The 26875-nt window shown below is 75.2% G+C and carries 19 protein-coding genes; 12 read left to right on the top strand and 7 right to left on the bottom strand.

Annotation, left to right across the window (positions count from 1 at the left end; translation table 11 throughout):
- The first annotated feature begins 64 nt into the window (after positions 1-64).
- On the top strand, positions 65-2410 hold the full coding sequence (locus QSK52_RS05940; RefSeq protein WP_285734297.1) for a histidine kinase: 2346 nt from the start codon (positions 65-67) through the stop codon (positions 2408-2410).
- A 20-nt stretch (positions 2411-2430) separates the two neighbouring features.
- Here QSK52_RS05940 and QSK52_RS05935 read toward each other — a convergent pair whose 3' ends face one another.
- Complete coding sequence (locus QSK52_RS05935; protein WP_285734295.1) at positions 2431-3039, bottom strand: response regulator transcription factor; 609 nt, start codon at positions 3037-3039, stop codon at positions 2431-2433.
- A gap of 85 nt (positions 3040-3124) precedes the next feature.
- Between QSK52_RS05935 and QSK52_RS05930 the strand changes: the two genes are divergently transcribed.
- A complete protein-coding gene (locus QSK52_RS05930; protein ID WP_285734293.1) occupies positions 3125-3859 on the top strand; it encodes an ABC transporter ATP-binding protein in 735 nt (244 codons plus the stop codon).
- Positions 3856-6357 carry an ABC transporter permease gene (locus QSK52_RS05925; protein ID WP_285734291.1) on the top strand — a complete coding sequence of 834 codons (2502 nt, stop codon included), beginning with the start codon at positions 3856-3858 and terminating at the stop codon, positions 6355-6357. Before QSK52_RS05930 ends, QSK52_RS05925 begins: the two co-directional genes overlap by 4 nt.
- 167 nt (positions 6358-6524) lie before the next feature.
- Here QSK52_RS05925 and QSK52_RS05920 read toward each other — a convergent pair whose 3' ends face one another.
- Positions 6525-7802, bottom strand: coding sequence for an MFS transporter (locus QSK52_RS05920; protein ID WP_285734289.1), 1278 nt, complete (start codon positions 7800-7802; stop codon positions 6525-6527).
- A 222-nt stretch (positions 7803-8024) separates the two neighbouring features.
- Here QSK52_RS05920 and QSK52_RS05915 point away from each other — a divergent pair, with 222 nt between their 5' ends.
- Positions 8025-9236, top strand: coding sequence for a hypothetical protein (locus tag QSK52_RS05915; protein ID WP_285734287.1), 1212 nt, complete (start codon positions 8025-8027; stop codon positions 9234-9236).
- Positions 9237-9314: 78 nt separating this feature from the next.
- Here the strand turns inward: QSK52_RS05915 and QSK52_RS05910 are convergent, their stop codons facing one another.
- Positions 9315-9899 carry an NADPH-dependent FMN reductase gene (locus QSK52_RS05910; RefSeq protein ID WP_285734285.1) on the bottom strand — a complete coding sequence of 195 codons (585 nt, stop codon included), beginning with the start codon at positions 9897-9899 and terminating at the stop codon, positions 9315-9317.
- 174 nt (positions 9900-10073) lie between these two features.
- Between QSK52_RS05910 and QSK52_RS05905 the strand changes: the two genes are divergently transcribed.
- The 3 genes from QSK52_RS05905 to QSK52_RS05895 all read left to right on the top strand — a co-directional run bounded on the left by QSK52_RS05905 (position 10074) and on the right by QSK52_RS05895 (position 15935).
- Complete coding sequence (locus tag QSK52_RS05905; protein ID WP_285734283.1) at positions 10074-11732, top strand: MFS transporter; 1659 nt, start codon at positions 10074-10076, stop codon at positions 11730-11732.
- A 10-nt stretch (positions 11733-11742) separates the two neighbouring features.
- Positions 11743-14541 (top strand): helix-turn-helix transcriptional regulator, encoded by a 2799-nt coding sequence (locus tag QSK52_RS05900; protein ID WP_285734281.1) that lies wholly within the window; start codon positions 11743-11745, stop codon positions 14539-14541.
- Between the two features lie 188 nt (positions 14542-14729).
- Positions 14730-15935, top strand: coding sequence for a metallophosphoesterase (locus QSK52_RS05895; protein ID WP_435053170.1), 1206 nt, complete (start codon positions 14730-14732; stop codon positions 15933-15935).
- Positions 15936-15962: 27 nt separating this feature from the next.
- On the opposite strand, the gene QSK52_RS05890 is transcribed toward QSK52_RS05895, so the two are convergent.
- On the bottom strand, positions 15963-16925 hold the full coding sequence (locus QSK52_RS05890) for a LysR family transcriptional regulator (protein ID WP_285734279.1): 963 nt from the start codon (positions 16923-16925) through the stop codon (positions 15963-15965).
- Positions 16926-17146: 221 nt separating this feature from the next.
- On the opposite strand from QSK52_RS05890, the gene QSK52_RS05885 reads away from it, so the two are divergent.
- The gene (locus tag QSK52_RS05885; RefSeq protein WP_285734277.1) at positions 17147-19117 is read left to right on the top strand and encodes a lamin tail domain-containing protein; all 1971 of its coding nucleotides are present in this window, start codon (positions 17147-17149) and stop codon (positions 19115-19117) included.
- Between the two features lie 82 nt (positions 19118-19199).
- Here the strand turns inward: QSK52_RS05885 and QSK52_RS05880 are convergent, their stop codons facing one another.
- Positions 19200-20273: a class I SAM-dependent methyltransferase gene (locus tag QSK52_RS05880; RefSeq protein WP_285734276.1), complete on the bottom strand. Its 1074-nt coding sequence runs from the start codon at positions 20271-20273 to the stop codon at positions 19200-19202.
- Between the two features lie 263 nt (positions 20274-20536).
- Between QSK52_RS05880 and QSK52_RS05875 the strand changes: the two genes are divergently transcribed.
- The gene (locus QSK52_RS05875) at positions 20537-21394 is read left to right on the top strand and encodes a helix-turn-helix transcriptional regulator (protein ID WP_435053163.1); all 858 of its coding nucleotides are present in this window, start codon (positions 20537-20539) and stop codon (positions 21392-21394) included.
- A gap of 66 nt (positions 21395-21460) precedes the next feature.
- On the opposite strand, the gene QSK52_RS05870 is transcribed toward QSK52_RS05875, so the two are convergent.
- Both QSK52_RS05870 and QSK52_RS05865 read right to left on the bottom strand, forming a co-directional pair.
- The gene (locus QSK52_RS05870) at positions 21461-22777 is read right to left on the bottom strand and encodes a cellulase family glycosylhydrolase (protein ID WP_285734271.1); all 1317 of its coding nucleotides are present in this window, start codon (positions 22775-22777) and stop codon (positions 21461-21463) included.
- 187 nt (positions 22778-22964) lie between these two features.
- The gene (locus tag QSK52_RS05865; protein ID WP_285734269.1) at positions 22965-23729 is read right to left on the bottom strand and encodes a helix-turn-helix domain-containing protein; all 765 of its coding nucleotides are present in this window, start codon (positions 23727-23729) and stop codon (positions 22965-22967) included.
- 246 nt (positions 23730-23975) lie between these two features.
- On the opposite strand from QSK52_RS05865, the gene QSK52_RS05860 reads away from it, so the two are divergent.
- The 3 genes from QSK52_RS05860 (at position 23976) to QSK52_RS05850 (ending at position 26606) form a co-directional block, all read left to right on the top strand.
- Positions 23976-24647 (top strand): DUF4097 family beta strand repeat-containing protein, encoded by a 672-nt coding sequence (locus tag QSK52_RS05860; protein WP_285734267.1) that lies wholly within the window; start codon positions 23976-23978, stop codon positions 24645-24647.
- A gap of 184 nt (positions 24648-24831) precedes the next feature.
- On the top strand, positions 24832-25830 hold the full coding sequence (locus QSK52_RS05855; protein WP_285734265.1) for an ATP-binding cassette domain-containing protein: 999 nt from the start codon (positions 24832-24834) through the stop codon (positions 25828-25830).
- Positions 25827-26606 carry an ABC transporter permease gene (locus tag QSK52_RS05850; protein ID WP_285734263.1) on the top strand — a complete coding sequence of 260 codons (780 nt, stop codon included), beginning with the start codon at positions 25827-25829 and terminating at the stop codon, positions 26604-26606. Before QSK52_RS05855 ends, QSK52_RS05850 begins: the two co-directional genes overlap by 4 nt.
- The last annotated feature ends 269 nt before the right edge of the window (positions 26607-26875 follow it).

Here is a 26875-nt window from a genome sequence, read left to right as displayed (position 1 = left end):
AGGGTGGCGTTCGCCCGGGCCGAAGCCGTGGGAGCGATGATCGCTTCGGCGTACGATGCGCGGCGTGGAGGGCGAACGGGGGCGGGACGTCGGACCGCGCGTGGTGCGGGTGCTGGTGGTCGCGGTGGCTGCCGCGCTGGCCTCGGCACACCTGCTGAAAGGGCTCGGGCGGGTGCCCGAGGAGCCGGTGGCGGGAGTGGCGGTGGTGGTCGGATGCCTCGCCCTGGTGGCGTTGCAGTCGCGGCACCACCGGGACGACCTCGGGCGGACGGGGTGGTTGGGGTGGACGGGCCGGGCCGGCTGGGCCGACTGGGCGGGCTGGATCGCCGTGGAACTGGCGGTCGCCCTCCTCCTGGTCGGTCCGCTCGGCGTGTCGGTCGGGCTGCTGTGCCTGCCCGCCGCCTCGCTGCTGCTGGAACGCCGACTGCTGCCCCTGCTCCTGCTGTTCGCCGGGGCAGGGCTGATCGAGACGGTCCGGGGCACGGGCCCGCGGGACGCCGTCGACCTGCTGCTGACGATCGCGCTCGGCGGCACCATGCTGTACGCCGTCATCACGCTCGCCCAACTGGCGGACCGCGTCCGGACCGCCCGGCTCACCCTCGCCGCGTCCGCGGTCACCGACGAGCGGCTGCGGATCGCCTCGGGGTTGGTCGGCGCCTTGGACGCCGGGCTGGCCGAGATCAGCGAGCTGGCGGCGCGCCGGGACACTTCGCTGCGGGGCGAACAGTTCCCGTCGTCGGACCGGCACCCTTCGACGCCCGACGAACGAACCCCGCCGACCCACCAGCACACTTCGCTCCTGGACGAACTGATCTCGTCGGCGCGCCGAACGCTGGCCGCCGCCCGGGCCACCGCCGCCGAGTTGCGCAGCCTCTCGCTGGCCCCGGAGGCGGCGAGTGCGCGGGCGCTGCTGGCGTCGGCGGGCGTCACGGCGGAGCTGCGGATCGGGCACCGCGAGCCGCTCGGTCCGGCCGGGACGGTGCTGGCGACGGTGTTGCGTGAGGCGGTCACCGCGGTGGTGCGGGTCGGGGACGCCCGGCGGTGCGAGGTGGCGACCGAGGAGCGGGCGGGGCGGGTGGTGCTGCGGGTGGTGAGCGACGGCGTGCCGACAGCGGCGCTCGGTGCGGACCTGCTGGACGGTCTGGCGGAGCGGGTCCGGGCGGTCGGCGGCCGGTTGACGGCGGGCCTGGAGGCCGACGGGCGCTTCGCCGTGGAGGCGTCGGTGGCCGCGACGCCCGCTCCGCCGCCCGTGGACCCGCCCGAGCTGCGGACCGCGCTCGGCCTGTACTGGTTCCTGCTCGTCGTGTTCTGCCTCCGGGTGCTGATGTTCGTCCCGCCGTCGCAACTCGCCCTCGGCGTGGTGTGCACGGCGGTGTTCTGCGCCTTCCAGGTCCGTTTCTCGATCCTGGACGCGACCCGGTACGCCCGCCCGGCCCTGCTGGCCTCGACGCTGCTGGCCCTGCTGCCGCTTCCGTGGCTGGGCCGGAACTGGATCGGCGCGGCCGGGATCCTGGCCGGTTCGCTGCTGTTCGCGCTGCCGCGGCGGGCGGGTGCGGCGGCGGCCGGTGTGGTGGCGGTGGCCGCCGGGGTGATCGGCGGGGTGAGCGGCGGAGCGAGCGGCGGGGACGGCTTCCGGTCGGTGCTGCTGACCACCGTCAGCGCGCTGGTCACCTGCACGGTGGTGTACGCGGTGCTGCGGCTGGTCCGGCTGGTGCGGGAGCTGCAGCGGGCCGCGGCCGGGTTGGCCCGCGCCGGGGTGGTCACCGAACGCCTGCGTGCGGCACGGGACTTGCACGACCTGCTGGGTCACGGCCTGGCCGCGATCCTGCTGAAGGCCGAGCTGGCCCGGCGGTTGGTGGAGTCCGATCCGCCGCGCTGCCGGGCCGAGTTGGCGGACATCGGGCGGCTGGCCGAACGCGGTCGGGCCGAGCTCGGCGCGCTGGCGGGCGACGGTCCCCGGCTGACGTTCGGCAGCGAACTCGCCTCGGCGGCAGCGGTGTTGGAGGCGGCAGCGATCACGGTGGAACTGGAGGAGGAGCCGGTGCCGCCCGGAACAGGGGCGGTGCTGGGCGTGGTGCTGCGCGAGGCGGTGACCAACGTGCTGCGGCACAGCCGGGCCCGGCACGTCCGGATCGCCGTCTCGACGGCCGCCGGGACGGTCCGCCTGGAGGTGGAGAACGACGGCGTCCCGGAGGGTGTCACCGCCCCGGGGTCCGGGATCGGCGGCCTGTCGGTCCGGCTCGCCGAGGCGGGCGGCACCCTGACGGCCGGACCGGACGACGGCTGGTACCTACTGCGGGCCGAGGTGCCGCTCCCTACCGAGGTCCCGCCCCCGGCCGAGGTGCCACTGACCGCCGAGGCACCGCTGGCCGCCGGGACGCCACCGCGCGCCGAGGCCCCGCCGCGCTGACCCCGGCGGGACGGGGCCGGTCACAGCCAGCCCGCGTCCCGGGCGATCCGCACCGCGTCCGTCCGGTTGCGGGCGTTCAGCTTGCCGACGACGGCGGTCAGCACGTTGCGCACCGTGCCGGTGGACAGGTGCAGCCGGGCGGCGATCTCGGGCGGTTCGGCGCCCTCGGCGAGTTCCCGCAGGACGTCGTTCTCGCGCGGGGTGAGCGGGTTGTCCGCCAGGTCCCAGGCGGCGACGGCCAGCGCGGGGTCCAACACCCTTCCGCCGGAGGCGACCTGGCGGATGGCGGCGACCAGGTCGGCAGGCGGGGTGGTCTTCAGCAGGAAGCCGTCGACCTTGGCGTCCAGGGCCTTGCGCAGCAGTCCGGGGCGGCCGAGCGAGGTCAGCATCAGCGTGCGGCAGTCCGGGAGTTGCTGCTTCAGCGCGGCGGCGGCCTGCAGGCCGTCGAGCCGTCCGGGCATCTCGATGTCCAGCACCGCCACGTCCGGCCGGAAGACCATCGCCCGCGGCACCACGTCGTCGGCCGAGTCGGCCTCCGCCACGACCTCCAGGTCGGGCTCCAGCCCGAGCAGGGCCACCAGGGCGCCGCGCACCACGTGCTGGTCCTCGGCCAGCAGGAGTCTGATCATGTCCCGACCCTACCCGTGACGAGATCACGGGTCGCGCGTGTTCCCGTCCCTGGGAAGGGAGTTCGCAGGTCGGCAGGCTGGAGGCATGAGCGAAGCGATCACTCTGGACGCCGTGAGCAAGGTCTACGGCAAGGGGCGGGGCGCGGTGGCGGCCCTGCGCGAGGTGACGGTGCGGCTGCCCCGGGGCGGCTTCACCGCCGTGATGGGGCCGTCCGGTTCGGGCAAGAGCACCTTCCTGCACTGCGCGGCGGGCCTCGACCGTCCGTCCTCCGGCACGGTGCGGCTCGGCGAGACCGACCTGTCCCGGCTGAGCGAGACGGAGCTGACCGAACTGCGGCGCGAGCGTGCCGGGTTCGTGTTCCAGGCGTTCAACCTGATCTCCGCGCTGACGGCCGAGCAGAACATCACCCTGCCGCTGCGGCTGGCCGGGCGGCGGGCGGACGCCGGGCGGCTGGCCGAACTCGTCCGCCGGGTGGGCCTGCAGGAGCGCACCGGCCACCGGCCGGGCCAGCTGTCCGGCGGCCAGCAGCAGCGGGTGGCGATCGCCCGGGCGCTGCTGCCCGGCCCGGAGGTGGTGTTCGCCGACGAGCCGACCGGCGCGCTGGACACCATGACCGCCCGCGAGGTGCTGGCCCTGCTGCGGCAGACCGTCGACGAGCTCGGCCAGACCATCGTGATGGTCACCCACGACCCGGTCGCCGCGTCCTACGCCGACGAGGTGCTGTTCCTGGCCGACGGCCGGGTCGCCGACACCATGACCGACCCGACCGCGGCGAAGGTCGCCGACCGGATGATCCGCCTGGGAGCGTGGAACCGATGATGCTGGGACTCGCCCTCGCCACCCTCCGGCACCGCAGGGCCGGTTTCGCGGGCGCCTTCGTCGCCCTGTTCTGCGCGGCCGCGCTGGTCTGCGGCTGCGGGACGCTGCTGGTCACCGGCCTGTTCGGCACCGTCCGGCCGGAGCGCTGGGCGGCCGCGCCGGTCGTCGTCTCCGGCGACCAGGAGGTGCACGCCACCGTCGACAAGGGCAAGGGGAAGACCAAGGAGAAGGCCAAGCCGATCGCCGGACGGGCCTGGGTGCCCGCCGCCCTCGCCGACCGCATCGCGGCCCTGCCGTCGGTGCGCGGCGTGGCCACCGAGGTGACGTTCCCGCTGCTGCTGCCCGGCGGGCCCACCGACGGTTCCTGGGGCCACGGTTGGGAGTCCGCGCCGCTGGCCGGGCTCACCCTCGCCGCCGGACGGGCGCCCGCGGCCGCCGACGAGGTCGTCCTGGACGCCGCCACCGCGGCCCGCACCCACCTGGCGCCCGGCGCCACCACCACCGCCCGGACGGCCGCCGGGGCGCTGGACCTGCGGGTGGTCGGCGTCACCGACCGGGGGTTCGACAGCCAGGCCGCGGTGTTCTTCGCCCCCGACCGGGCCCGGGCGCTGGCCGGGCACGACGGGCTGGTCAGCGCGATCGGCGTCTTCCCGGCCGACGGGGCGTCCGCGGCCGGTGCCGCCGCCGACGTCCAGGCGCTGCTGGCCACCGCGGCCAACGACCCGTCCGGTCCGGCCGCGGTGGCCCGCACCGGTGACGACCGCGGCCGGGCGGAGTTCCCCGACGCGGCCGGTGCGGGGGTGCGCCTGGTCAGCACCGGCGCCGTGCTGGCCGGCACCTCGCTGCTGGTCGCGCTGCTGGTGGTGGTCGGCACCTTCGGCCTGTCGATCCAGCAGCGGCAGCGGGAGATCGCGGTGCTGCGGGCGGTGGCCGCCACCGGTCGGCAGGTCCGGAAGATGATCGGCGGCGAGGCGCTGGCGGTCGGCCTGGCCGCGGGCGTCCTCGGCGCCACCGCCGGTCTGCCGCTGGGCGGTTGGCTGCACGGGCGGTTCGTCGCCCTGGACGTCGTCCCGGCGAACCTGCCGGTCGTGCTCTCGCCCTTCCCAGTGCTGGCCGCCGCGGCCACCACCCTGCTGGCGGGCTGGGGTGCGGCCCGGGTCTCGGCCCGGCGCGCCACCGCCATCAAGCCGGTCGAGGCGCTGGGCGAGGCGGAGCTCAGGCCGCCGCGGCCGGGTGCGGTCCGGACCGGGTTCGGGGTGCTCGCCACCGCCGGGGCCGTGGTGCTCACCGCGCTGCTGACCGTCCTGCACTCCGACCAGGCCGCGACGCCGGTCTGCTTCCTCACCGTGCTGCTGTGGTGCACCGCGTTCTCGCTGCTCGGCCCGCTGGTGGCCCGGGCCGGGACGGCCGTGCTGGGCCTGCCGCTGCGGGCGTCCCGGGTCGGCGGGTACCTGGCCGTCCACCAACTGCGGGCCGGGGCGCACCGGTTGGCCTCGGTGGTGACGCCGCTGACCCTGCTGGTCGCGATGGCCTGCACCGTCCTGTTCACCCAGACCACCACCGTCCACGCGGCCGCCGCCCAGCGCGACCGCGGCACCGTCGCCGACTTCACGGTCGGTCCGCGCGTCCCGGCCGACGCCGCCGCGGCGCTCGCCGCCGTCCCCGGCGTGCGGACCGTCACCCGGGTCCTGCACAGCCAGGTCCGGGACGGCCTGACCAGGCGCAGCGTCCAGGCGGTCACCCCCGGGCGGCTGGCCGACACCCTCGACCTGGGCGTCACCGCGGGCGACCTCGGCCGGCTGGCGGACGGCACCGCGGCGGCCGCCGACGGGCTGGGCTACCGGCTGGGGCAGCGCGTCCGGCTGACCCTGGCCGACGGCACGCCGACCGAGGTCACCGTCGTCGCGCTGTACGCCCGCGGCCTGGGCTTCGGCGACCTCACCCTGGCGCACGACCCGGTCGCCGCCCACGTCGACGTACCGCTGGACGACGAACTGCTGGTCCGCGGCGAGGGGTTGACCCGCGCGGCGCTCACCGCCGCACTGCACGGGACGCCCGGGCTCGGGGTGCTCGACCACGCCTCCGCCACCGCCGCGGCCGCGGACGGGAACCGGACCGGCGCCCAGGTCGGGTACGTCTCCCTCGGCCTGATCGTCGCCTTCGTCGCGATCGCCGTCCTGAACACCCTCGCGATGGGCATCGCCGACCGCCGCCGGGAGTTCGCGGCGCTCGCCCTGATCGGCGCCACCCGCCGCCAGATCCGGCGGATGCTCGGCTGGGAGACCGCGGTCGCGGTCGTCCTCGCCACCGGGCTGGGCCTGGCCGTCGCCTCCGCGGTGCTCAGCACGTACGCCGAGGGCATCACCCGCGGCACCGCCGGGGCCGCCGCGCCGCTCACCGAGCTCGCCCTGGTCCTGCTCGGCACCACCGCCCTGGCCGCGCTCGGCACCTGGCTCCCCGCCCGCGCCGCGCTGCGCGGCCTGCGACGGCGGGCGTGAGGACCGTTCGCCACCGCCCGGCCGCCGTCCCGCGCAGGGCCCGTCCCGGAGGGCCCGGCCGCTCAGAGCCCGACCGCTCAGAGCCCGACCGCTCAGGGCCCGACCGCTCAGGGCCCGACCGCTCAGAGCCCGACCGCTCAAGGCCCGACCGCTCGGAGCCCGACCGCTCAGGGCCCGGCCCGGAGGGCGCGCCAGCCGAGCAGGGTGGTGGCGGCCAGGGCGGCGGCGGACAGCAGGAGACCGGCCCGGGGGCCGCCGAGTTGGACGGCGGCGGAGACCAGCAGGCCGGTGACGGGCAGGGTGCCGGGCAGCGCCATCGACCAGGCCGCCATGACGCGGCCGCGGACGGCGTCGGTGGAGCGGAGCTGGACCAGCGTGTTCGCCGCGGTGACGAAGCGGATGCCGACGAACCCGGCCGCCGCGACGGCCGCGAAGGCGACCGGCGGGTTCGGGCTGCAGGCCAGCAGGAGGGTCAGCAGGGCGGTGGCCAGCGCCAGCCTCCTGACCTGCCGTCCGGTGGGGTCGCCGCCGCCCGCGGCCAGCACCGCACCGGGCAGCGCGCCGAGGCCGAAGGCGGCCATCAGCGCCCCGTAGCCGCCCCCGCCCAGGTGGAGGGCCCGGGAGGCGAACACCGGGAGGGCGACGCCGAGGTTGAAGAGCGTCCCGGAGGCGGCCGCGATCGGCAGGCAAGCCCGGATCGGCGGGTCCGCCCGCACGTAGCGCAACCCGTCGCGGACGGCGCCCCGCACCCGGGGGGCCCTCGCCGGGGAGGCAGGGGTGACGGTGGCGGGACGGACGGCCAGCAGGACGGCGAGCGGCGGGGCGAAGGCCAGCGCGTTGGCCAGGAAGCAGGCCCAGGCGCCGACGGTGCCCAGCAGCACGCCGCCGAGGGCGGGACCCAGCACGCGGGAGGCGTTCATCGTCACCTCGTAGAGGCTCACCGCGCCCGCGATCCGTCCGGCGCCGACCAGGTCGACCACGTACACCTGCCGGGCGGGGGCGTCGAAGGCCGTCACCACGCCGCCGAGGGCGGTCGGCAGGAGCAGGACGGGCAGCGGGGGCCGGAGCGGGGCGAGCAGGGCGAGGGCGAGCCCCAGGAGGACGGAGGCGGTCTGGGTGGCGATCAGGATCCGGCGCCGGTCCGCCCGGTCGGCCAGTGCACCGGTCCACGGCCCGAGCAGCAGCAGCGGCACCCAGGTGACGACCGTGACCAGGCCCAACCACCAGGCGCTGTGCGTGCGTTGGAGGACGAGCCAGGACAGCGCCACGGTCTGGGTCATGGCGCCGGAGGCGGACAGCACCTGGGCGCCGAACCACCAGCGGAAGGCGGGCGTGCGCAGCGGCTGCCCGATCCGGGCCAGTGCGCCACCACGGGCCGACGCGCCGGTCCGGGAGGCGTCGTCCCGTACGTGCGGTTCCGCGTCCGCCTCCGCGTCCGTCCCCATCCGTCCGCCCTCCCGCCCCTACGCCCGACCACGCTGCGCGTACGCACCAGCCAAGCACCGTCCGGGCAGTCCGGCCAGGGGGCGGTCGCATTCCGGCCGCCGGCGACACGCCCGGGGCAGGGGGCCACGAGTGTTGCGGACATGCCCACAACGCGCCTAGCGTGAACGGCTGTTGATCCATTCACCTGGAGCGATCCGATCGAGATGGAGAGGCACGACCTGATGATCCGTCACGTCAGAACGACCCTGCGGGCGGCGCTCGCGGCCGGTGTGCTCGTCACCGGCGCGCTGGCCGGGGCGCCGGGCGCGTCGGCCGCCGCGGCGGCACCGACCGTGCTGAACGCGTCCGCGTACACGCTCAGCGCCGACTACCACCAGTTCGACGCGCTCGACTCGGCCCTGGTCTCGACGCTCGGGACCTCCCCCGTCCACACGGTGATGGACAACGCCAACCACGACCGGCAGGGCCTGGCCTCCGGCTTCTCGGTCGCCGGGCTGTCCACCGGCTTCCGCTTCGACGACGGCGACGACTCCGACTGCCAGAGCTACCCCCAGGGCATCACCACCAGCCGGGACGCGGTCGGCACCGCGAACAGCGGCAACTACGACGGCCACCAGCTGGTGCTGGTCAGCTGGTACACCGACGACGCCTGCGGCGGAAAGCAGCAGCGCAGCCGGATCACCCTGGTCGACTGGGACGCCACGTACCCCAACAAGTACCGCAAGATCCTGCTGGTCGAACCGACCGGCACCACGGCGGCGCCGAGCTTCAAGGACATCCCGATCCACGCGGGCGGCGTCTCCTGGTACGGCGACTACCTGTACGTCGCCGACACCGGGGTCGGCATGCGGGTCTTCGACATGCGCAAGATCCTGAACACCGACACCGGCGGCACCGCCGACCAGATCGGCCGGTACGGCTCGGTCTACTACGCGCACAACTACGCGTACGTGCTGCCGCAGGTCGGCACCGTCACCGCGCAGGCCGCGGGCACCGACAAGCTGGCGTGGTCGTCGATCTCGCTGGACCGGGTCAGCAAGTCGATCGTGATGACGGAGTACACCTGCCCGGCCGGCTCCGGCTGCACCTCCTACCCGAACCGCCCGCCGCGGGCCGTCCGCTTCCCGTTCGCCTCCGGGGCCACCACCTTCGCCGCGACGACGACCGCGAGCCAGGCCCTCCAACTGCCCTGGTACAAGCTGAACGGCGTCGCCTCGCACAACGGCCGCTGGTGGTTCAACTCCTCCGGCCAGAAGCAGCTCTACTACTGGACGCCCACCGCGGGCCCGTCCACCTTCGCCTGGGTCGGCGGCGGCGAGAGCATCTCCTACTGGGAGGACAGCACCGGACCCGACCTGCTCTGGTCCCTGCAGGAGACCCCGGGCAACCGCAACGTCTTCGCCGTCACCCAGGCCACCTACGGCGGCGGCTGAGCCCCGCCCGGCACGGCGACCGGAGCCCCGGCCCTCCCCGGCCGGGGCTCCGGTCGCCCGCTGCGCCCCGGCGTCGGCTCACGCGGTGTAGGGGGTGTGCTCACGACCGGCCCGGAGGGTGCGGGCCCACCAGGTGAGCTGGTCGAGCATCCGCTTGGCGGCGCCGTTGGCGGCCGGGGCGTCGTGGGGCCGGCCGTCGGCGTCGAACTTCTCCCAGGCCATGTGGAAGCTGAGGCTGTCGCGGACGGTCGCGGCGTGGAGTTCGGCGAAGACCTGGCGCAGGTGCTCGACGGCCCGCAGACCGCCGCCCATGCCGCCGTAGGAGACGAAGGCGACCGGCTTGGCCTGCCACTGGCTGTAGTGCCAGTCGATGGCGGCCTTCAGCGAGGCCGGGTAGGAGTGGTTGTACTCGGGGGTGACGACGACGAAGGCGTCGGCCGCCTCGATCCGCGGGGTGAGGGCCGCGACGCCGGGAGTGGGTTCGCCGGTCAGCCGGTGCGGGACGTCGGCGTCGGCGAGATCGATCACGTCGACGGCGAACTCGCCGTAGGCGCGGGCCTGTTCGGCGAACCAGTGGGCGACGGTCGGGCCGAAGCGGTTCTCGCGGGTGGAGCCGATGACGACGGCGAGCTTCAGGGGTGCGGGGGTGGTGGCGGCGGTCATGGTCGGGCGTCCCTCCGTGGTCGGGCCGTCTGCGGCGGCCGGGGTTGACGTCGAGAACGCTACGGAGGCGGGCACCGGGCCCGCATCCGTCGGATGACCAGGTCCGGCGCGGGGGCGGCGACCCGGTCGCCCGACGGATGTGGCGGGGCGGGGGTGGTTCGTAGCGTCGGCGGCATGGACGACACCACACGGATGCGACGGGCCGGAACCGACGGGACCGGCGGTAGCGACAGGACCGGCGGTAGCGACAGGGCCGGCGAACCCCACGGAGGCGACGAGGCGAGCAGGTGGAGCGGGCGGCACCTGCTGACGCTCGGGGTGGTGCTGCTGGGCATGCTCACCCTGTCGATGTCGATGTCCGGCACGACCGTGGCACTGACCGACATCGGGGCCGAACTCGGCGCGTCCGGGCCCTCGTTGCAGTGGGTGGTGACCGGGTACTTCCTGACCGCGTCGAGCTTCATGCTGCTGTTCGGCTCGCTGGGCGACCTGGTCGGGCGGCGCCGGACCTACCGGACGGGGGCGGTGCTGTTCGCCCTGGGCCTGGGCCTGGGCGCGTGCGCGCCCGGCATCGGGTTCCTGGACGCGGCCCGGGCGCTGGCCGGGCTGGGCGCGGCGGGCGTGATGGCGGGCGGCGGGGCCCTGCTCGCCTCGGCCTTCCGGGGCGCGGCCCGGACCAAGGCGTTCGCCGCGCTCGGCACCACCGGCGGGGTGGGTCTGGCGCTCGGCCCGACCCTGACCGGCGCCCTGGTCGGCTCGGTGGGCTGGCGGGTCGCGTTCGGCCTGTTCGCCGCCGTCGGTCTGCTGGTCACGGCCGGCGCCGGGGCCGCGGACGAGACACGGCCGGACGGGCGGGCCGAGCCGGACGGGCGGGCGAAACTGGACGGGTCGGGCGCGGCCCTGTTCGTCCTCGGCCTGGGACTGCTGATGGCCGCGGTCACCCAGGGGCCCGCCACGGGCTGGACCAGCCCGCCGGTGCTCGCCGCCCTCGCCGCGGGTCCGGCCCTGCTGGCGGCCTTCGCGGTGCAGCAGGCCCGCACCGCACGCCCCCTGCTCGACCTGACCCTGGTGCGCGACCGCCACTACCTGGCCTGGACGGTCGCCGGCCTGTCGGCGTCCGTCGGCTTCGCCGGGTCGCTGACCCACCTGCCCACGTACTTCCAGGGCGTCGACGGGCTCTCCGCCGGGCAGGCCGGCGCGACGATGCTCTGGCTGACCGCGCCCGTCCTGGTCGCACCGCTGCTCGGTGGACGGCTGCTGACCCACGGCGTCCCGGCCCGGGCCGTCATCACCGTGGCCCTGGCGCTGGTCGCGGGCGGCAACGCCTGGCTGACCGTCCTCGAACCGGGTGCGGGCAGCGCCCGGCTGGCCGGCCCGCTGCTGGCCGTCGGCATCGGCACCGGGCTGGCCAACGGCATCGTCGACGGGCAGGCGATGAACCGGGTCGGCACGGACCGGGCCGGGATGGCCGCCGGGTTCCTGAGCACGGTGCGCGGCGGCGGGCAGGCGATGGTGATCGCCGCGCTCGGAGCGGCGCTGCTCACCCTGGTCACCGCCCGGGTCGGCTCCGCACAGGTGGCCGCCGAGGTGGTCTCCGGACACCTGACCGGTGGCGAACGGGCTTTCCTCGCCGCACAGTTCACTGCCGCCTGGCACACCGTCCTGTGGGCCGTCGCCGCCCTGGTCGCCCTCGCCCTGGCCGCCGTCACCACCCTGCTGCGCCCCGACGGCCGCCCGGCAGCCGGTGCCCGCCCGAACGCCGGCACCCACCCGAACGCCAACGCCCACCCGGCCGCGACGCACCGCACGAAGGCCGCACGGAGCGCCAACTAGGCTGCTCGGCATGCTGCAGGGACGCACGACGGAGACCGCCACGATCGACCGGCTACTCGACGACGCCCGCGAGGGACGCGGCGGGGCGCTGGTGCTGCGAGGCGAGCCGGGCATCGGCAAGAGCGCGCTGCTCGACCACGCCGCGGAGCAGGGCGGGCAGCGGGACATGCGGGTGCTGCGCAGCTCGGGCGTCGAAAGCGAGAGCGAACTTCCTTTCGCCGCAATGCACTTGCTGCTCTCGGGGGTGCTGGACCGGATCGGCTCGCTGCCCGGGGCACAGGCCGGGGCGCTGCGGAGGGCCCTCGGCCTGCAGGCGGGCCCAGCGACCGGCGACCGCTTCCTGGCCGGCCTCGGGGTGCTCACCCTGCTGTCCGAACTGGCCGCCGAACAGCCGGTGCTGGTGGTCGTGGACGACGCGCACCAACTGGACGCGGAGTCACTGCAGGTGCTGCTGTTCGCGGCCCGGCGGCTGGGCGCGGAGCAGGTCGCCGTCCTGCTGGCCGGGCGCGAGGGGGAGGGGCCGGACGCCCCGGGGCTGCCCGAGCTGCCGGTGGGCCCGCTCGACGGGGCCGCCGCGGAGCTGGTGCTGGCCGCGGCGCCGGGAGCCGCCGAACTGCCCGCCCCGGCCCGGGCGCTGGTGCTCCGGGAGGCCCGGGGCAATCCGCTGGCGTTGCTCGAACTACCCTCCGCACAGAGGAAGTCGGAGCACTACGCGTCCCCGTACGGGGTCGCCTGCCTGCCCGCGCACAGCCGCCTGCTGCGGACCTTCACCGAGTCCGTGGCCGCCCTGCCGCCCGCCACCCGGACGGTGCTGCTGGTCGCGGCGGCCGACGAGCACGGCCGACTGGACGCCGTGCTGGCCGCGGCCGAGCGGCTGGACGCCGGGCTCGACGACCTGGAGGCCGCGGAACGGGCCCGGCTGGTGACGGTCGAGGACGGGCGGGTGCGGTTCCGGCACTCGGTGATCCGCGCCGCCGTCTACCAGGGCGCCACCGCGGGCCGCCGGGTCGCCGCCCACCGGGCGCTCGCCGAGGCCATCGGGGCGCACCCGGACGACCCCGACCTGGCCCGGCAGCGGGCCTGGCACCTGGCCGCCGCCGCGACCGGGCCCGATCCCGAGGCGGCCCGCCTGCTGGAGCGGAGCGCCGAACACGCCCGCTCCCGGGGCGCGTTCGCCGCCGTGACGGCCACCTACCGGCGCTCCGCCGAGCTCACCGCCGACCCGGCCGAGCGCGGCCGCCGCCTGTTCGAGGCGGCCTCGGCGGCCGCCGACTCCGGGCAGCTGGAACTGGCGGACGTCCTGACCCTGGAAGCCCTGCCGCACCTGGCCGACCCGGTGCGCCGGGCCCGGGCGGTGCGGCTGCGCGCCCTCGTCGCCGACGAGCAGGACCGCTCCCGCGACGCCCACGCGATGTTCACCGAAGCCGCCCGGGAGGCCGGGTCAACCGACCCGGAACTGGCGGGCGTCCTGCTGTTCCAGGCCGCGCAGGCCGCCTGGCACGCGGGTGACCAGCAGGCGATCGAGCGGAGCGCCGAGCGGGCCGCCGCGCTCGCCCTGCCCGGCGCCGACCGGATCGCCGCACTCGCCCGGCTCGCCGCCGGACAGCACCGGCTGGAACGCTCCCCACTCGCCGACAGCGCCGCCGCCGTCCGCGAACTCCTCGACGGCGCGGGCGGGTCCGGCGCCGCGCCCGCCACCTCCAGCGACACCGACCCCACCCGCACCGCACAGGAGTCGGACTCCCCGCACGCACTGCGCGAGACGGTGCGGACGGGCTGGTGGCACCTGTTCGACGGGCGGATCGAGCAGGCCCGCGACCTGGCTGCCGCGGTGGAGCGCCGCTGCCGGGAGACCGGCGCGCTCGGCGTCCTGGCGGTGGCCCAAATGCTTTTGGCACGGGCCCAGTTGATGCTGGGGCGGCACCGCGACGCGCTCAGCACCGCCACCGACGGGCTGCGCTCTGCCGAGGACAGCGGACAGACCCGGGTGCGGGTCTACCTCGCGACCGTGCTGGCGCACCTGGCCGCCGTGCGCGGCGACGAGGACGCCTGCCGGGCCCACACCGAAGAGGCGCTGGCCCGCGGGATCGCCCCGTCCACCGTGCACGCGGGCACCGCCCTGGCCCTGCTCGACCTGGGCCTGGGCCGCACCGAAGCCGCCCTGGACCGGCTCGCCGCCCTGGCCGCCTCCCCTGACCGGCAGGGCATCATCGCCGCCCTGCCCGACCTGGTCGAAGCCGCCGCCCGCCTCGACCGTCCCGACCACGGCCGGGACGCCGCAGCCTGGTACCGGGACCACGCCGCGCTCGGCGGCCACCCCTGGGCCGAGGCCCTGGCCCTGCGCTGCCGCGCCCTGCTCACCGAGGATCCGGAGGCCGCCGTCGCGCACTACGAGGAGGCCGTCCGGTTGCACGGGGAGGGCGGCGGCTCCCCGTACGACCTCGCCCGCACCCGGCTGCTGTACGGCGAACGCCTGCGCCGCCTGCGCCGCACCACCGAGGCCCGCACCCAACTGCGCTCCGCCCTGCACGCGTTCGAACAGCTCGCCGCCCGCCCGTGGGCCGAACGCGCCCGCAACGAACTGCGCGCCACCGGCGAGAGCACCTCCCAGAGCGCCGCGCCGGGCCCGCTGGACCAGCTGACCCCGCAGGAACTCCAGGTGGCCCGGCTGGCCGCGGAGGGCCTCAGCAACAAGGACATCGGCAGCCGCCTGTTCATCAGCCCCCGCACCGCGGGCTACCACCTCTCCCACACGTACGCGAAACTCGGCATCGCCTCCCGTACGGAACTGGCCCGGATCTCCTTCTGATCCGGGCCCGTACCGGAGGGTGGGGAGAACGCCCGACCCAGCACGGCACGGCAGCACCGCACGGCACAGGAGGAGGCACCGCAGTGGCGGACAGCGAGACCTTGAACGGCCCGGGCCCGGGCCCGACCCCGGGCAGCACCGGCACCGGCACGGACCCCGGCACCGGCACCGGCACCGGCGCCGCGCAGGTGCCCGGCCAGCGGGCGGCGGCCGCGGGGCCGGGCCGCGGCGGGAGGCCCCGGCGGGCGGTGGCGCGGCGGCTGGCGGTGCTGGTGCTCGTGCTGGTGGTGCTGTGCCTGCCGCCGTGGTGGACGCTGCTCGCGGCCGGCACCGGCTGGCCGCTGCCGGTGGTGCTGGCGGGCACGGCCGTGCTGGCGGCCTGGCTGGTGGGCTTCCCGTTCCTGATGGTCGCGGGGCACCGCTCGCGCTCGCGCAACGACCGGGCCGCGCGGATCGCGGACACCAGCCTCGGCGTGGTGTGGGTGCTGTGGACCTGCTCGGTGCTGGGCGCCCTGGCGGACGCACTGCTGGCCGGGTTCGGCGTCGGCGGCACCGGCCGGGCCCGGCTGGTCGCGGCGGCCGTGCTCCTGCTGGCGGCCGTCCTGCTGGCCTGGGGCCACCACGAGGCGATGCGGGTGCCCCGGGTCCGGCGGTTGGACGTCCACCTGCCCCGGCTCGGCCGCGGCCTGGACGGCACCCGGGTCGTCCTGCTGGCCGACACCCACTACGGGCCGATCGACCGGGCGGCCTGGTCCGCCGAGGTCACCGCGGCGGTCAACGCGCTGGACCCGGACGTGGTGGTGCACGCGGGCGACATCGCGGACGGCACGCCCGAGCAGCGCCGCGACCAGGCCGCCCCGCTCGGCGCGGTCCGGGCCCGGCTGGCCCGGGTGTACGTGACCGGCAACCACGAGTACGGCAGCGAGGCCCAGGGGTGGCTGGACCGGATGGCGGAGCTCGGCTGGGAGGCCCTGCACAACCGCCACGTGCTGGTCGAACGCGACGGGGACGCCCTGGTCCTGGCCGGGGTGGACGACGTGACCGCGGCCTCCTCCGGCCTCACCGGCCACCGGGCCGACCTGGACGCGGCACTGGCCGGCGCCGACCCCGACCTGCCGGTGCTACTGGTCGCCCACCAGCCCAAGTACGTCCCGCGGGCCGCGGCCGCCGGGATCGACCTGCAGCTCTCCGGGCACACCCACGGCGGCCAGATCTGGCCGTTCCGCTACCTGGTCCGGCTGGACCAGCCGGTGGTGCAGGGCCTGAGCCGCCACGGCGAGCGGACCCAGCTGTACACCAGCCGCGGCACCGGCTTCTGGGGCCCGCCGTTCCGGGTCCTCGCCCCGAGCGAGATCACCCTGCTGACCCTCCGCGCGGGCGGCGCCACCGCGTAGCGGGCCCGACGCGCCCGGCCCACACCCTCAACGCGCCCGGCCCGGAACCCGGTCCGCACCCCAGCCCGGAACCCAGTCCGGGACCCAGGCGCCGGATGCGGCCGGAGCGGCGGCCGCCGCCAGGTGGGCGTGCAGGGCCGGGAGGGCGGGGTGCGGGTTGTCCCGGTGCTGGAGCAGCGAGTGCGGGTAGACCGGGACGGGGTCGGTGACCGGGACGCGCCGCAGCCCGTACGTCGCGGGCCAGACCAGGCGGGTGTCCTCGCCCATGAAGGTGGCCAGGGCGGGGGTGTCGGCGATGGTGTCGAGCAGGGCGTCGGAGCCGAAGTTGGGGCCGGTGGACTCAATGGTGAGGCCGAACTCGGCGGCCAGCGCCGCGTAGTAGGCGCCCCACTCGCTGCCGGGCAGGATGCCGGGCATCCAGATCCGGTGCCCGGCGAGGTCGGCGAGCCGGACCGAGCGGGCGGCGGCCAGCGCGTGGCCGGGACCGGTGAGCAGGTCGAGCGGCTCGTCGACGACCCGGGTGGCGGTGAGCTCCTCGGGCAGCGGGATGCCGGGCGCGGCGACGGCCCGGAAGGAGGCGTCGACGGCGCCGGAGCGCAGGGCGGCGACGGCGCTCTCGATGTCCAGCAGCATGACGATGTCCAACTCGACGCCGGGGTGGGCGCGGTGGAAGGCCCGCATCAGCCGGGAGGCCGCACCGCGCGAGTTGATCACGTCGACGCGCAGCGGGCGGCTCCCGGGCCGGACGGAGGCGGCGGCGCGGTCGGCGGCCCGGAGCAGCTCGCGGGCGTGCGGCAGGAAGGCCTGGCCGTCGACGGTGGGTTCGGCGCCGCGCGGGGTGCGGGAGAACAGCCGGACGCCGAGGTCGCGTTCGAGCCCCGCGATGCGCTTGGAGACGGCCTGCTGGGTGATCGCCAGGTCGGTCGCGGCCTTCTGGAACTGGCCCGCCTCCGCGACGGCGACGTAGGTGCGTACGGCTTCGAGGTCCACGGCGGCCACCCTAGTGGACAATCCGTGGTTGTGGCCAGCACTGGCGAGGACGGTCCTACCTGCGGGAAAACCCACACCACCCACAACCATTGGTTGTAAGTCCGACCCGGCGGCGGATTGGCGCGAACCGTTCCCCGAGCACCTGGCGTTCCGGCGGGAAGGGCCCGGGATTCAGTCGGCGTACACGCCGTTTCCACGTCGGGTCGTCAGAGTTCCGGCCCGTGCCCAACTCACACTCGCGTGTCGGCGTCGCCTCCGTGTGCGCCGCGTCCCTGGCCTTCTCCGGCCTGCTCGTCACCGGCCTGTTCGCCGCGCAGCCCGCCGCTGCCGCGGACCCCGTCGGCTACCAGAACGTGCGCATCAACGAGGTCACCTCGTCCGGCAACGACACCGTGGAGCTCTACAACAGCGGCCCGACGGCGGTGAGCATCAGCGGCTGGAAGATGGCCGACGACGGCTTCTCCCCGCAGTCCTTCAGCCCGTCCGCGAGCAGCATCCCGGCGGGCGGCTTCGTCACCTTCAACTCGCCCAAGGGGCTGGGTGACGCGGACAAGGTGGTGATCTACACCTCCGGCGGCACGGTGGTCGACCGGGTCGACTGGGCCACCAACGCGGCCAAGCCCGCGATGGCGCGCTGCGGCGGCGACGGCACCGGTGCGTGGGTGACCACCACCACCGCGACGACCTTCGGTGCGGCGAACGCGGCGGGCTGCCCGGCGAGCGTCCCGGCCGCGAGCCGGGTCGTGGTCAACGAGGTCGGCTCGGACGGCTCCGACACCGTCGAGCTGTACAACGGCGGCACCAGCGCGGTCAGCATCGGCACGTGGAAGTACGTGGACGGCGACACCTCGCACGGCGCGGCGTCGGTCTCCGCCTCCGCGCCGAGCGCCACCAGCATCCCCGCGGGCGGCTACGTCACGTTCAACTCGACCATCGGCCTGGGCGGCAACGACTCGCTGTTCCTGCTCGACGGCAGCGGCAACACCGTGGACTCGGTCACCTGGGCCGCCGCGGGCGCCTCGCCCTCCGACGAGCGCTGCGCCACCGGCTTCCAGACCTCCGCGAACGCCACCTTCGGCGCCGTGAACTCCTGCTCCGGCAGCACCCCCGGCGGCGGCACGGGCGGCGGCACCGGCCACCTGCTCGGCGGCGGCGGCTCGCTCACCAGCGGCTGCACCCCGGAGGCCCCGAGCGGCACCGGCGCCACCCCGTCCGGCACCCTGTCCTGGCCCGGCGGCCTCGACGTCACCGTCGCCGACAACGTCTGCGCGTTCACCACCTCCACCGGGCCCGAGGGCCGCGACGTCAGCGGGCTGGCCTTCGACCCGGCCGACCCGTCCGTGCTGTGGGCCGCCAAGAACAAGAACTGGCTGTACAAGCTGGTCAAGAGCAACGGCAAGTGGGTCCCGGACGCGACCTGGAGCGCGACCGGCAAGCAGATCCGCTTCGCGGGCGGCACCGGCCAGCCCGACTCCGAGGGCCTGACCGTCGGCGGCAACGGCCACCTCTACGTGACCTCCGAGCGCGACAACGGCAACAACACCGTGCCGAAGGACACCGTCATGGAGTTCGACCCGGCCGCCACCGGCAGCGTCCTCACCCCGCTGCACCAGTGGGACATGACCGCGCAGTTCCCGCAGCTGAACACCGGCAGCAAGGACGACGCCAACCTCGGCTTCGAGGGCGTCGGCTTCGTCCCCGACAGCTGGCTGACCGCCAACGGCTGGACCGACCCGCTGACCGGCGCCGCCTACAACCCGGCCAACTACCCGCTGCACGGAAGCGGCCTGTTCTTCGCCGGCCTGGAGTACGACGGCACCCTGCACGTCTACGGCCTCAACTCGGACGGCAGCTTCACCACCTTCGGCACCGTCTCCACCGGCAAGCCGGGCGTGATGGACGTGACCTACGACGCGGGCACCCAGCGGATCGTCGCCACCTGCGACAACACCTGCGGCGAGACCCACACCTTCCTGAAGGTCAACGCCTCCGGCGCGATCGTCCCGGACGCGACCTACACCAACCCCGCCGTGATGCCGGTCGACAACCTGGAGGGCTTCGCCCTCGCACCGGCCTCCACCTGCGCGAACGGCTTCCGCGAGGCGGTCTGGAGCGACGACGGCATCTACGGCTTCGGCCCCGGCACCTCCTCGTACGGGCACGCCCTCTACAGCGGGACGTTCCCCTGCTGACGGGCCGCCACCGAGCCCACCCGCCGGGCCCCGACCGCACCCGCGGCCGGGGCCCGGCGGCGTCCTCGAACCCCCGGCGCCCTCAACGCCGGGCCACGTAGTAGACGTTGAGGATGTCGCCCTCGACCCGGCGGGTGTCGACCCGGCCGAAACCCGCCTCGGCGAGCATCCGGCGGGCGGTCTGCTCGCCCCAGACCGTGCCCAGGGCCTCGCCGCCCTCGCTGAGCGAGACGCTCATGCAGTAGAACACCGAGAAGGCGTAGAGCGCCGGGCACAGCGGGTGGTCGACGTTCTCCTCCAGGCGGCTGGAGGCGGCGATGTCGCCCATCAGGAAGACCCCGTCCGGGCGCAGCGCCCCGGCGATCGCCGCCAGGGTGCGGGTGGGCCGGGCGAGGTCGTGGATGACGTCGAAGGCCGTCACCAGGTCGTAGGAGCCGGTCAGTTCGGCACTGTCGCCGACCTGGAACTCCACGTTCCGCAGGCCGAGTTCGGCGGCTTCGGCGCGGGCGGCGGCGATGCCCTCCTCGGAACGGTCCAGGCCGTGGAAGCGGCTGGCGGGGAACGCCGCGGCCAGGACGTTGGCCGCGTGCCCCTGCCCGCAGCCGACGTCGACGGCGTCGAGGCCCGCGCGCAGCCGGTCCGGCAGGCCGGGCACCAGCGGCACGATCCCGTCCACCAGGGCGAGGTCGTACACCTCCCCGGACTCCTCGGCCTGGATCGCCTGGAAGCGCGGGTACGCCGAGTACGGGACTCCGGCGCCGGTCCGGAACGCCTCCACCACCTGCTGGTCGACCTCGGCCAGCATGCCGAGGTCCTGTGCGATCCGGGCCAGGTTGTCCGGCCCCGCGGCGCGGGTCAGCGAGGCCGCGTGCTCGGGCGGCAGCAGGTACGTCTCCCGCCCGGGGTCGTACTCCACGACGCCGCCCGTCACCATCGCGCCCAACCACTCCCGGACGTACCGCTCGTTCAGTCCGGCGGCCCGCGCGACCTCGGCGGCGGTGGCGGCGGGCGGCTCCAGGCCCGCCATGACGTCGAACAGGCCGCTCTCGTGCCCGACCCCGGCCATCAGCCCCAGGCAGGCGTCGTTGAGCACCTCCACCATCCGGCCCGCGAACGCCTCCTGCTTCGCCCGGTCCGGTTCCACGGCGACAGCCATCACTCCTCCTTCCGCCACCGGTCCGGCAGCCGGGGGGAGCGGGCACGCACCGCGACGGGGCGCCACCACGGAAGCCGCGCCACGGGGCCCGTGCCCACGACCGGCGGCCCGGTGGACTGGGCAGCACCCCTCTCCCCCGCCACGCTAGTCCTCCGACCGCCGAGCGCCCTGTTGAGCGGGCCACCCCGCCGCACTCCACCGGAGGTCGGCGAATTCCGCCGGAGCGGTGCGGGAAGCGCCCCCGACGGCGCAGGATGGACGGCATGCAGATGGACCGGACCGGACTGGCGGACTTCCTCCGCCGCTCCCGCGAACGGCTGCGGCCGCAGGACGCCGGACTGCCCGACGGGCCCCGGCGCCGCACGCCCGGCCTGCGGCGGGAGGAGCTCGCCCAGCTCGCCGGGGTGTCGGCCGACTACGTGATGCGGCTCGAACAGGCCCGCAGCTCGCAGCCCTCGCCCCAGTTGCTGGGCGCGCTCGCCCGGGCCCTGCAACTGACCGGCGACGAGCGCGACCACCTGCACCTGCTCGCGGGCCACCGCCCGCCGGAGGGCCCGACCGCCGGGCAGCACGTCCGACCCGCGCTGCGCTACCTGCTCGACCGGCTCGGCGACACGCCCGCCCAACTGCTCACCGACCTCGGCGACCTGCTGCTCCAGAACGCCCTGGCCGAGGCCCTGTTCGGCTGCGTGTGCACGGTCGCCGCGCCGGACCGCAACATCGTCTGGCGGTGGTTCACCGAGCCGTCCGTCCGGGAGGCGTACCCGGACGACGAGCGCGAACCGCTCGGCCGCCTGCACGTCGCGGAACTGCGCGCCGCCGCCACCCGCCGCGGTTTCGACCCGCCCGCCCGCGCCCTGGTCGACCGGCTGACCGCGGCCAGCGCGGAGTTCGCCGGGCTCTGGCAGCGGCACGAGGTCGCGGTGCGCCGGACGAGTCGGCTGCGGGTGCGCCACCCGGACATCGGGCCGATCGAGTTCGACTACGAGCTGCTGCAGACCCAGGCCGCGGACCAGCGGCTGCGCCTGTTCACGCCCCCGCCCGACGCCGACGGCAGTCTGGAGGCGCTGGCCCGGCTGCGGGAGGTCGGCCCGGCGACCGCGCACCGCAGCCACCGCTGAGCAGCCGGGCCGACGCCGGGGCGCGGGGGCGGGTCGCCGGGGTCACGGATTCACCGGATCACGGGATCAGTGGTCGGCCTTGCCGCCGCGCACCACGCAGGAGGCGCTGTTCTCCCAGCCCCAGCCGTCCCCGTCCGGGTCGGACGAGGCCGAGGCGCAGTACGGGTACCCGTTCGGCGCGGTGGTCGCGCTCGCGCCGGTGTCGGCCTTGCCGCCGCGCACCACGCAGGAGGCGCTGTTCTCCCACCCCCAGCCGTCCCCGTCCGGGTCCGAGGCGGCCGAGGCGCAGTAGGGGTACCCGTTCGGCGCCTTGGTCGCGGTCGGGGACGCCGTCGGGGAGGCCGGGGCCGGAGCGGTCGGGGTGCCCCCGGTGTAGACGGTGGCGGTGCGGGCGGTGGTGGCGATGCCGTTGGCGCCGTTGAAGAGGCGGTTGCCCCAGGCGGTCAGCGCGTTCCGGTCGAAGCCGTTGACCAGGTCGAGGTACTCGACGCCGCCGCCGTTGCCGCTCCAGGACCAGCCGAGGTAGCCGATGCCCTGGGTCTGGGCGGTGGCCATGATGGCGTCCTCGTCCGGGTCGCCGTCGCTGTGCTGGGCGCCGAACTCTCCGACCACGATCGGCAGTTGGGCGGAGGTGTAGGCGTTCAGGTAGGCCTGCACCTTGGCGGCGGTGTTGTAGACGCCGTACATGTGGATCGAGAAGATCGTGTTGCGGTCGGGGTCGGCTGCGAGCACCGAGGCGGCGTTGTCGCGCATGGTGTTCGACCAGTCCTGGCCCCAGTTCGGGCCGTCGACCATCAGCGCGTGGTGGATCCCGGCGCCCCGCAGCTTGGCGACGGCGCTCTTGGTGGCCGCGGTCCAGGCGGTGTAACCGTTGTTGCCCCAGGGCTCGTTGGCGATGTTGACGACGACGTACCCCTCCTGGCCGTCCAGCGCGCCCTTGTTGTCGACCCAGAACTGGGCGGCCCGGTCGAGGGTGGTGGCGGCGGCGTCCTCGCCGTAGCCGGTGGTGTCGTGCACCTCCAGGACGCAGATCACCTTGGCGGCCTTGCACTGGGCGATCAGCGCGGAGACCTGGGCGGTGGTGGTGCGGGTCCAGCGGTCGCCGTTGCTGAGCACGACGCGGACGGTGTTGGCGCCCTTGGACGCGATGTCGGCGATCGCGGTGGTCTGGCCGGGGTACCAGGCGTACGCGTGGTTGACGCCGCGCATGACGAACTGGTTGCCGTTCGCCTCGTAGATCCGGCCGTTGGCGACGTGGATGCCGGTGGTGGCGGCCTCGGCGCTGCCGGGGGCGAATCCGAAGACGGAGAACAGCAGGCCGAAGACGGCGGCGACTGCCGCGCCGACAGCCGTGAGCGCCCTGCGGCTCGGCGGCTTTTCCATGACTCTCCTCGGGTGGGGGTGGGTGGGGGAACGCGGCCGGCCCGGGAGAACAGGGCCTTGGCAACGTTGTCTGCGGGATCCTGGCACGCCCAACCACCCCGGTCAACGGTTTCGACTTAACCGATTAATTGACCTTGCGCCCGAGAAAAATGAGCCGCACTCCGCCGCCATCAAGTAGAACGGTTAACTATTCGCGGGGGTCAACCGGCCCCTCCCCCGCCGGCTTGCTGGAGAGCACCTCGCGCGCCTGCTCGGCGCCGCGCAGCAGCACCTCGGAGAGGTGGTCGAGGAACCGGGCCACGTTCTCCAGCCGCACCCCGGCGGGAGTGGCCGAGCCGAGGACGGAGACGCCCTGGCGGGCGGTGGCGGCCACCGTGGCGTTGGCGTGGGCGCTCGCCACCGCGGACTGGTACCAGATCTCCTCGTCCACCAGGTAGCGCTCGCGGCGGCGCTCGTCGCGCTCCCGGCGGACCATCGACTGCTCGTCCAGGAAGGCCACCGCCTTGGACACCGACGCCGGGCTGACCTGCAGACGCCGGGCGAGCTCGGCGGCGGTCAGGCTGCCGGAGTCGGTGAGCAGCAGCGCGGCCAGCACCCGGGCGGGCATCCGGCTCAGGCCGGAGTGCATGAAGACGGTGGTGATCGCCTCCTCGAAGGCGTCCACCGCCACGGGGTCGCGCCCGTCGGCCGGGCGGTCGGCCGAGCGGTCGGCCGAGCGGTCGGCCGGGAGCGGGCCGCGGGCCGGTGCGGCCCGGCGGTGGGCGCGGCGCTCGGTGGCCCGGTGCGCGAGGTCGGCCCGGTAGCCGGTCGGGCCGCCGTTGCGCATGACCTCGCGGGTGACGGTGGAGGTCGGACGGTCGATCCGGCGGGCGATCTCCGCGTAGGCGAGGTCCTCGGCCAGGCCCAGGGCGATCTGCTGGCGTTCCTGCTGGGTGAGCCGGCCTCCGGGCATCGGGGCCCCTTTCTGCGACGCGTGGCGCTTGCCCGCCCAGCATAGCGTTCACCCTCATTCCATTGCAACGGCCAGCACTCCTGACGTTGCGTTAGCTTCAGGGCAGTTGCAACGATTTACCGGCTTTCACCTGCGTAAATTCACTTCGATTGCAACAAGTATGTTGCCCGATCCTTGAACGCAACGTAGCGTTTCCAATGTCAGAAACGAAGCGACGCACCACTCGAAACCCCCAGGGAGCACACCGTGCAGAAGTTCGACACCCCCGCCCCGGTCACCGTCGTCCTGGACGTCCCGGCCGGTCTGGTCCGCTTCATCGCCGCCGACCGCACCGACACCGTGGTCGACCTGCGGCCCGCCGACCCGGCCAAGGGCCGCGACGAGAAGGCCGTCGAGCAGACCGAGGTCAGCTACGCCGACGGCGTGCTGCGGATCGTCACCGACTCCGCCGCGCACCGCCTGTTCGGAACGTCCGGCGCACTGGAGGTCACCGTGCAGCTGCCCTCCGGCTCGAAGGTCGAGGCGAGGAGCGCGGACGCCCGGCTCCGGGGCGTGGGACGGCTGGGCGACGTCTCCTTCGAGAGCGCCCGGGGCACCGTGAAGCTCGACGAGGCCTCCGCCGCCAGCCTCACCCTGCAGGACGGCAGCATCGAGGTCGGCCGCCTCACCGGCCCCGGCGGCCTCAGCACCCAGCGCGGCGACCTGACCGTCACCGAGGCGGTGCGCGGCCCGCTCGACCTCACCACCCGGTCCGGCTCGATCTCGGTCGGCGTGGCCCGCGGCGTCTCCGCCTCGCTGGACGCCGGCACCGGCCACGGCCGCATCCACAACGCACTGCGCAACGCCGACGACGCCCCCGCCGTCACCATCCGCGCCACCACCGCGCACGGCGACATCTCCGCCGCCACCGCCGCCTGACCCGGCGTCACCCTCCCACCCACGGCCCCCGGGCCCGTCCGCGGCACCGGCGCCGCCCGCCGAGGCGGCGCCGCCCCGCCCCCAGCACCACCGCCAGAGCACCCCGCACCGCCACCGCACCACCCCACCGCACCACCCCGCACCGCCACTCCACCGCACCACCCCACACCCACAGGGAGCACCCATGACCGGCTTGGCCATCGCGGCGAGCGGGCTGCGCAAGTCCTACGGCGACAAGACCGTGCTGAACGGCGTCGACCTCGCCGTCCCCGCCGGAACGGTCTTCGCCCTGCTCGGCCCGAACGGGGCCGGCAAGACCACCGCCGTCAAGATCCTCTCCACCCTGGTCCGCCCCGACGCCGGACAGGTGAGCGTGGGCGGCCACGACCTGGCCACCCACCCCCAGCAGGTCCGCGCCGCGATCGGCGTCACCGGCCAGTTCTCCGCCGTCGACGGCCTGATCACCGGCACCGAGAACATGCTGCTGATGGCCGACCTGCACCACCTGCCCAAGGCCGAGGGCCGCAAGGTCGCCGCCGAACTGCTGGCCCGCTTCGACCTCACCGGCGCCGCCGACAAGCCCGCCTCCACCTACTCCGGCGGCATGAAACGACGCCTCGACATCGCCATGACCCTGGTCGGCAACCCCCGGATCATCTTCCTCGACGAACCCACCACCGGCCTCGACCCGCGCAGCCGCCACACCATGTGGCAGGTCATCCGGCAGCTGGTCGCCGACGGCACCACCGTCTTCCTCACCACCCAGTACCTGGAGGAGGCCGACGAGCTCGCCGACCGCATCGCCGTCCTGCACGGCGGCACCATCGCCGCCGAGGGCACCGCCGCGGAACTCAAGCGCCTCGTCCCCGGCGGCCACGTCCGCCTGCGCTTCACCGACCCCGCCACCCACCGCACCGCCGCCGCCGCCCTGCCCGAGGCCGCCCGCGACGACGACGCCCTCACCCTCGACGTCCCCAGCGACGGCAGCCAGCGCGCCCTGCGCTCCGTCCTGGACCGCCTCGACGCCACCGGGGTCGAGGCCGACGAGCTCACCGTCCACACCCCCGACCTCGACGACGTCTTCTTCGCCCTCACCGGCGCCCCCGCCCTCCCCGCCCAGAGCACCGCCACCGCCGCCCAGAACACCGCCGACCAGACCGCCGCTGAGGAGAACGCCCGATGAGCAGCCAGCTCGCCCTCGCCGTCCGCGACTCGTCCACCATGCTGCGGCGCAACCTGCTGCACGCCCGCCGCTACCCCTCGCTCACCCTGAACCTGCTGCTCACCCCGGTGATGCTGCTCCTGCTGTTCGTGTACGTCTTCGGCGGCGCGATGAGCGGCGGCGCGGGCCGCTCCGCCTACGTCGCCTACCTGGTGCCCGGCATCCTGCTGATGACCGTCGGCTCGACCGTGATCGGCACCGCCGTCTCGATGGCCACCGACATGAACGAGGGCATCGTCGCCCGCTTCCGCACCATGGCGATCCACCGCGACTCGGTGCTCTTCGGCCGGGTGGCCGGCAGCGTGCTGCAGTCGGTGGCCAGCGTGGTGCTGGTCGGCCTGGTCGGAGCGGCCATCGGGTTCCGCCCGCACGGCGCCACCGCCCTGGAGTGGCTGGCCGCGTTCGGACTGCTCGTCCTGTTCTCCCTCGCCCTGACCTGGATCGCCGTCGGCATGGGCCTGGGCAGCCCCAACGCGGAGGCCGCCAGCAACGCCGCGATGCCGCTGATCCTGCTGCCGATGATCTCCAGCGCCTTCGTCCCGCTGCACTCGATGCCCGGCTGGTTCCAGCCGGTCGCCCAGTACCAGCCCTTCACCCCCGCCATCGAGACCCTGCGCGGCCTGCTGCTGGGCACCCACGTCGGCAACAACGGGTGGATCGCCCTGGTCTGGTGCCTCGCCCTGACCGTCCTCGGCTACCGCTGGTCCCGCGCCCAGTTCGACCGCGACCCGAAGTAACCCCCTCCCCGCACCGCCCCGGCCCTTTCGACGACACGTCAAACCGCCTGACCGGCACCGCTGGTGTCCGACCGGGTGAAGGGATGACGAACCGTCGAAAGGGCCTTGCCGCGTACGCGCCCCTCGGGCTGCCGGGTGCCGCCGGGTGCCGCCGGGTGCCGCCGGGTGCCGCCGCGCGGATCCTCGCGGACCGGTCGGCCGCCCGGCCCGGCGCACGCCGCGTCGACCCGACCGGAGCGGGAGCGGGGGCGGTGGGGGGCGGGTGCCGT

Origin of the sequence: Kitasatospora phosalacinea (genome assembly GCF_030268885.1) — a bacterium.
Classification (GTDB): Bacteria; Actinomycetota; Actinomycetes; order Streptomycetales; family Streptomycetaceae; genus Kitasatospora; species Kitasatospora phosalacinea_C.
This window is presented reverse-complemented; position numbering and strand designations above follow the sequence as displayed.

What these genes read in the sequence shown, in the direction of transcription:
- QSK52_RS05935 (WP_285734295.1), bottom strand. Translation starts at nt 3,039, where the DNA reads ATGATCAGACTCCTGCTGGCCGAGGACCAGCACGTGGTGCGCGGCGCC.
- QSK52_RS05930 (WP_285734293.1), top strand. Translation starts at nt 3,125, where the DNA reads ATGAGCGAAGCGATCACTCTGGACGCCGTGAGCAAGGTCTACGGCAAG.
- QSK52_RS05925 (WP_285734291.1), top strand. Translation starts at nt 3,856, where the DNA reads ATGATGCTGGGACTCGCCCTCGCCACCCTCCGGCACCGCAGGGCCGGT.
- QSK52_RS05920 (WP_285734289.1), bottom strand. Translation starts at nt 7,802, where the DNA reads ATGGGGACGGACGCGGAGGCGGACGCGGAACCGCACGTACGGGACGAC.
- QSK52_RS05915 (WP_285734287.1), top strand. Translation starts at nt 8,025, where the DNA reads ATGATCCGTCACGTCAGAACGACCCTGCGGGCGGCGCTCGCGGCCGGT.
- QSK52_RS05910 (WP_285734285.1), bottom strand. Translation starts at nt 9,899, where the DNA reads ATGACCGCCGCCACCACCCCCGCACCCCTGAAGCTCGCCGTCGTCATC.
- QSK52_RS05905 (WP_285734283.1), top strand. Translation starts at nt 10,074, where the DNA reads ATGGACGACACCACACGGATGCGACGGGCCGGAACCGACGGGACCGGC.
- QSK52_RS05900 (WP_285734281.1), top strand. Translation starts at nt 11,743, where the DNA reads ATGCTGCAGGGACGCACGACGGAGACCGCCACGATCGACCGGCTACTC.
- QSK52_RS05880 (WP_285734276.1), bottom strand. Translation starts at nt 20,273, where the DNA reads ATGGCTGTCGCCGTGGAACCGGACCGGGCGAAGCAGGAGGCGTTCGCG.
- QSK52_RS05875 (WP_435053163.1), top strand. Translation starts at nt 20,537, where the DNA reads ATGCAGATGGACCGGACCGGACTGGCGGACTTCCTCCGCCGCTCCCGC.
- QSK52_RS05870 (WP_285734271.1), bottom strand. Translation starts at nt 22,777, where the DNA reads ATGGAAAAGCCGCCGAGCCGCAGGGCGCTCACGGCTGTCGGCGCGGCA.
- QSK52_RS05865 (WP_285734269.1), bottom strand. Translation starts at nt 23,729, where the DNA reads ATGCCCGGAGGCCGGCTCACCCAGCAGGAACGCCAGCAGATCGCCCTG.
- QSK52_RS05855 (WP_285734265.1), top strand. Translation starts at nt 24,832, where the DNA reads ATGACCGGCTTGGCCATCGCGGCGAGCGGGCTGCGCAAGTCCTACGGC.
- QSK52_RS05850 (WP_285734263.1), top strand. Translation starts at nt 25,827, where the DNA reads ATGAGCAGCCAGCTCGCCCTCGCCGTCCGCGACTCGTCCACCATGCTG.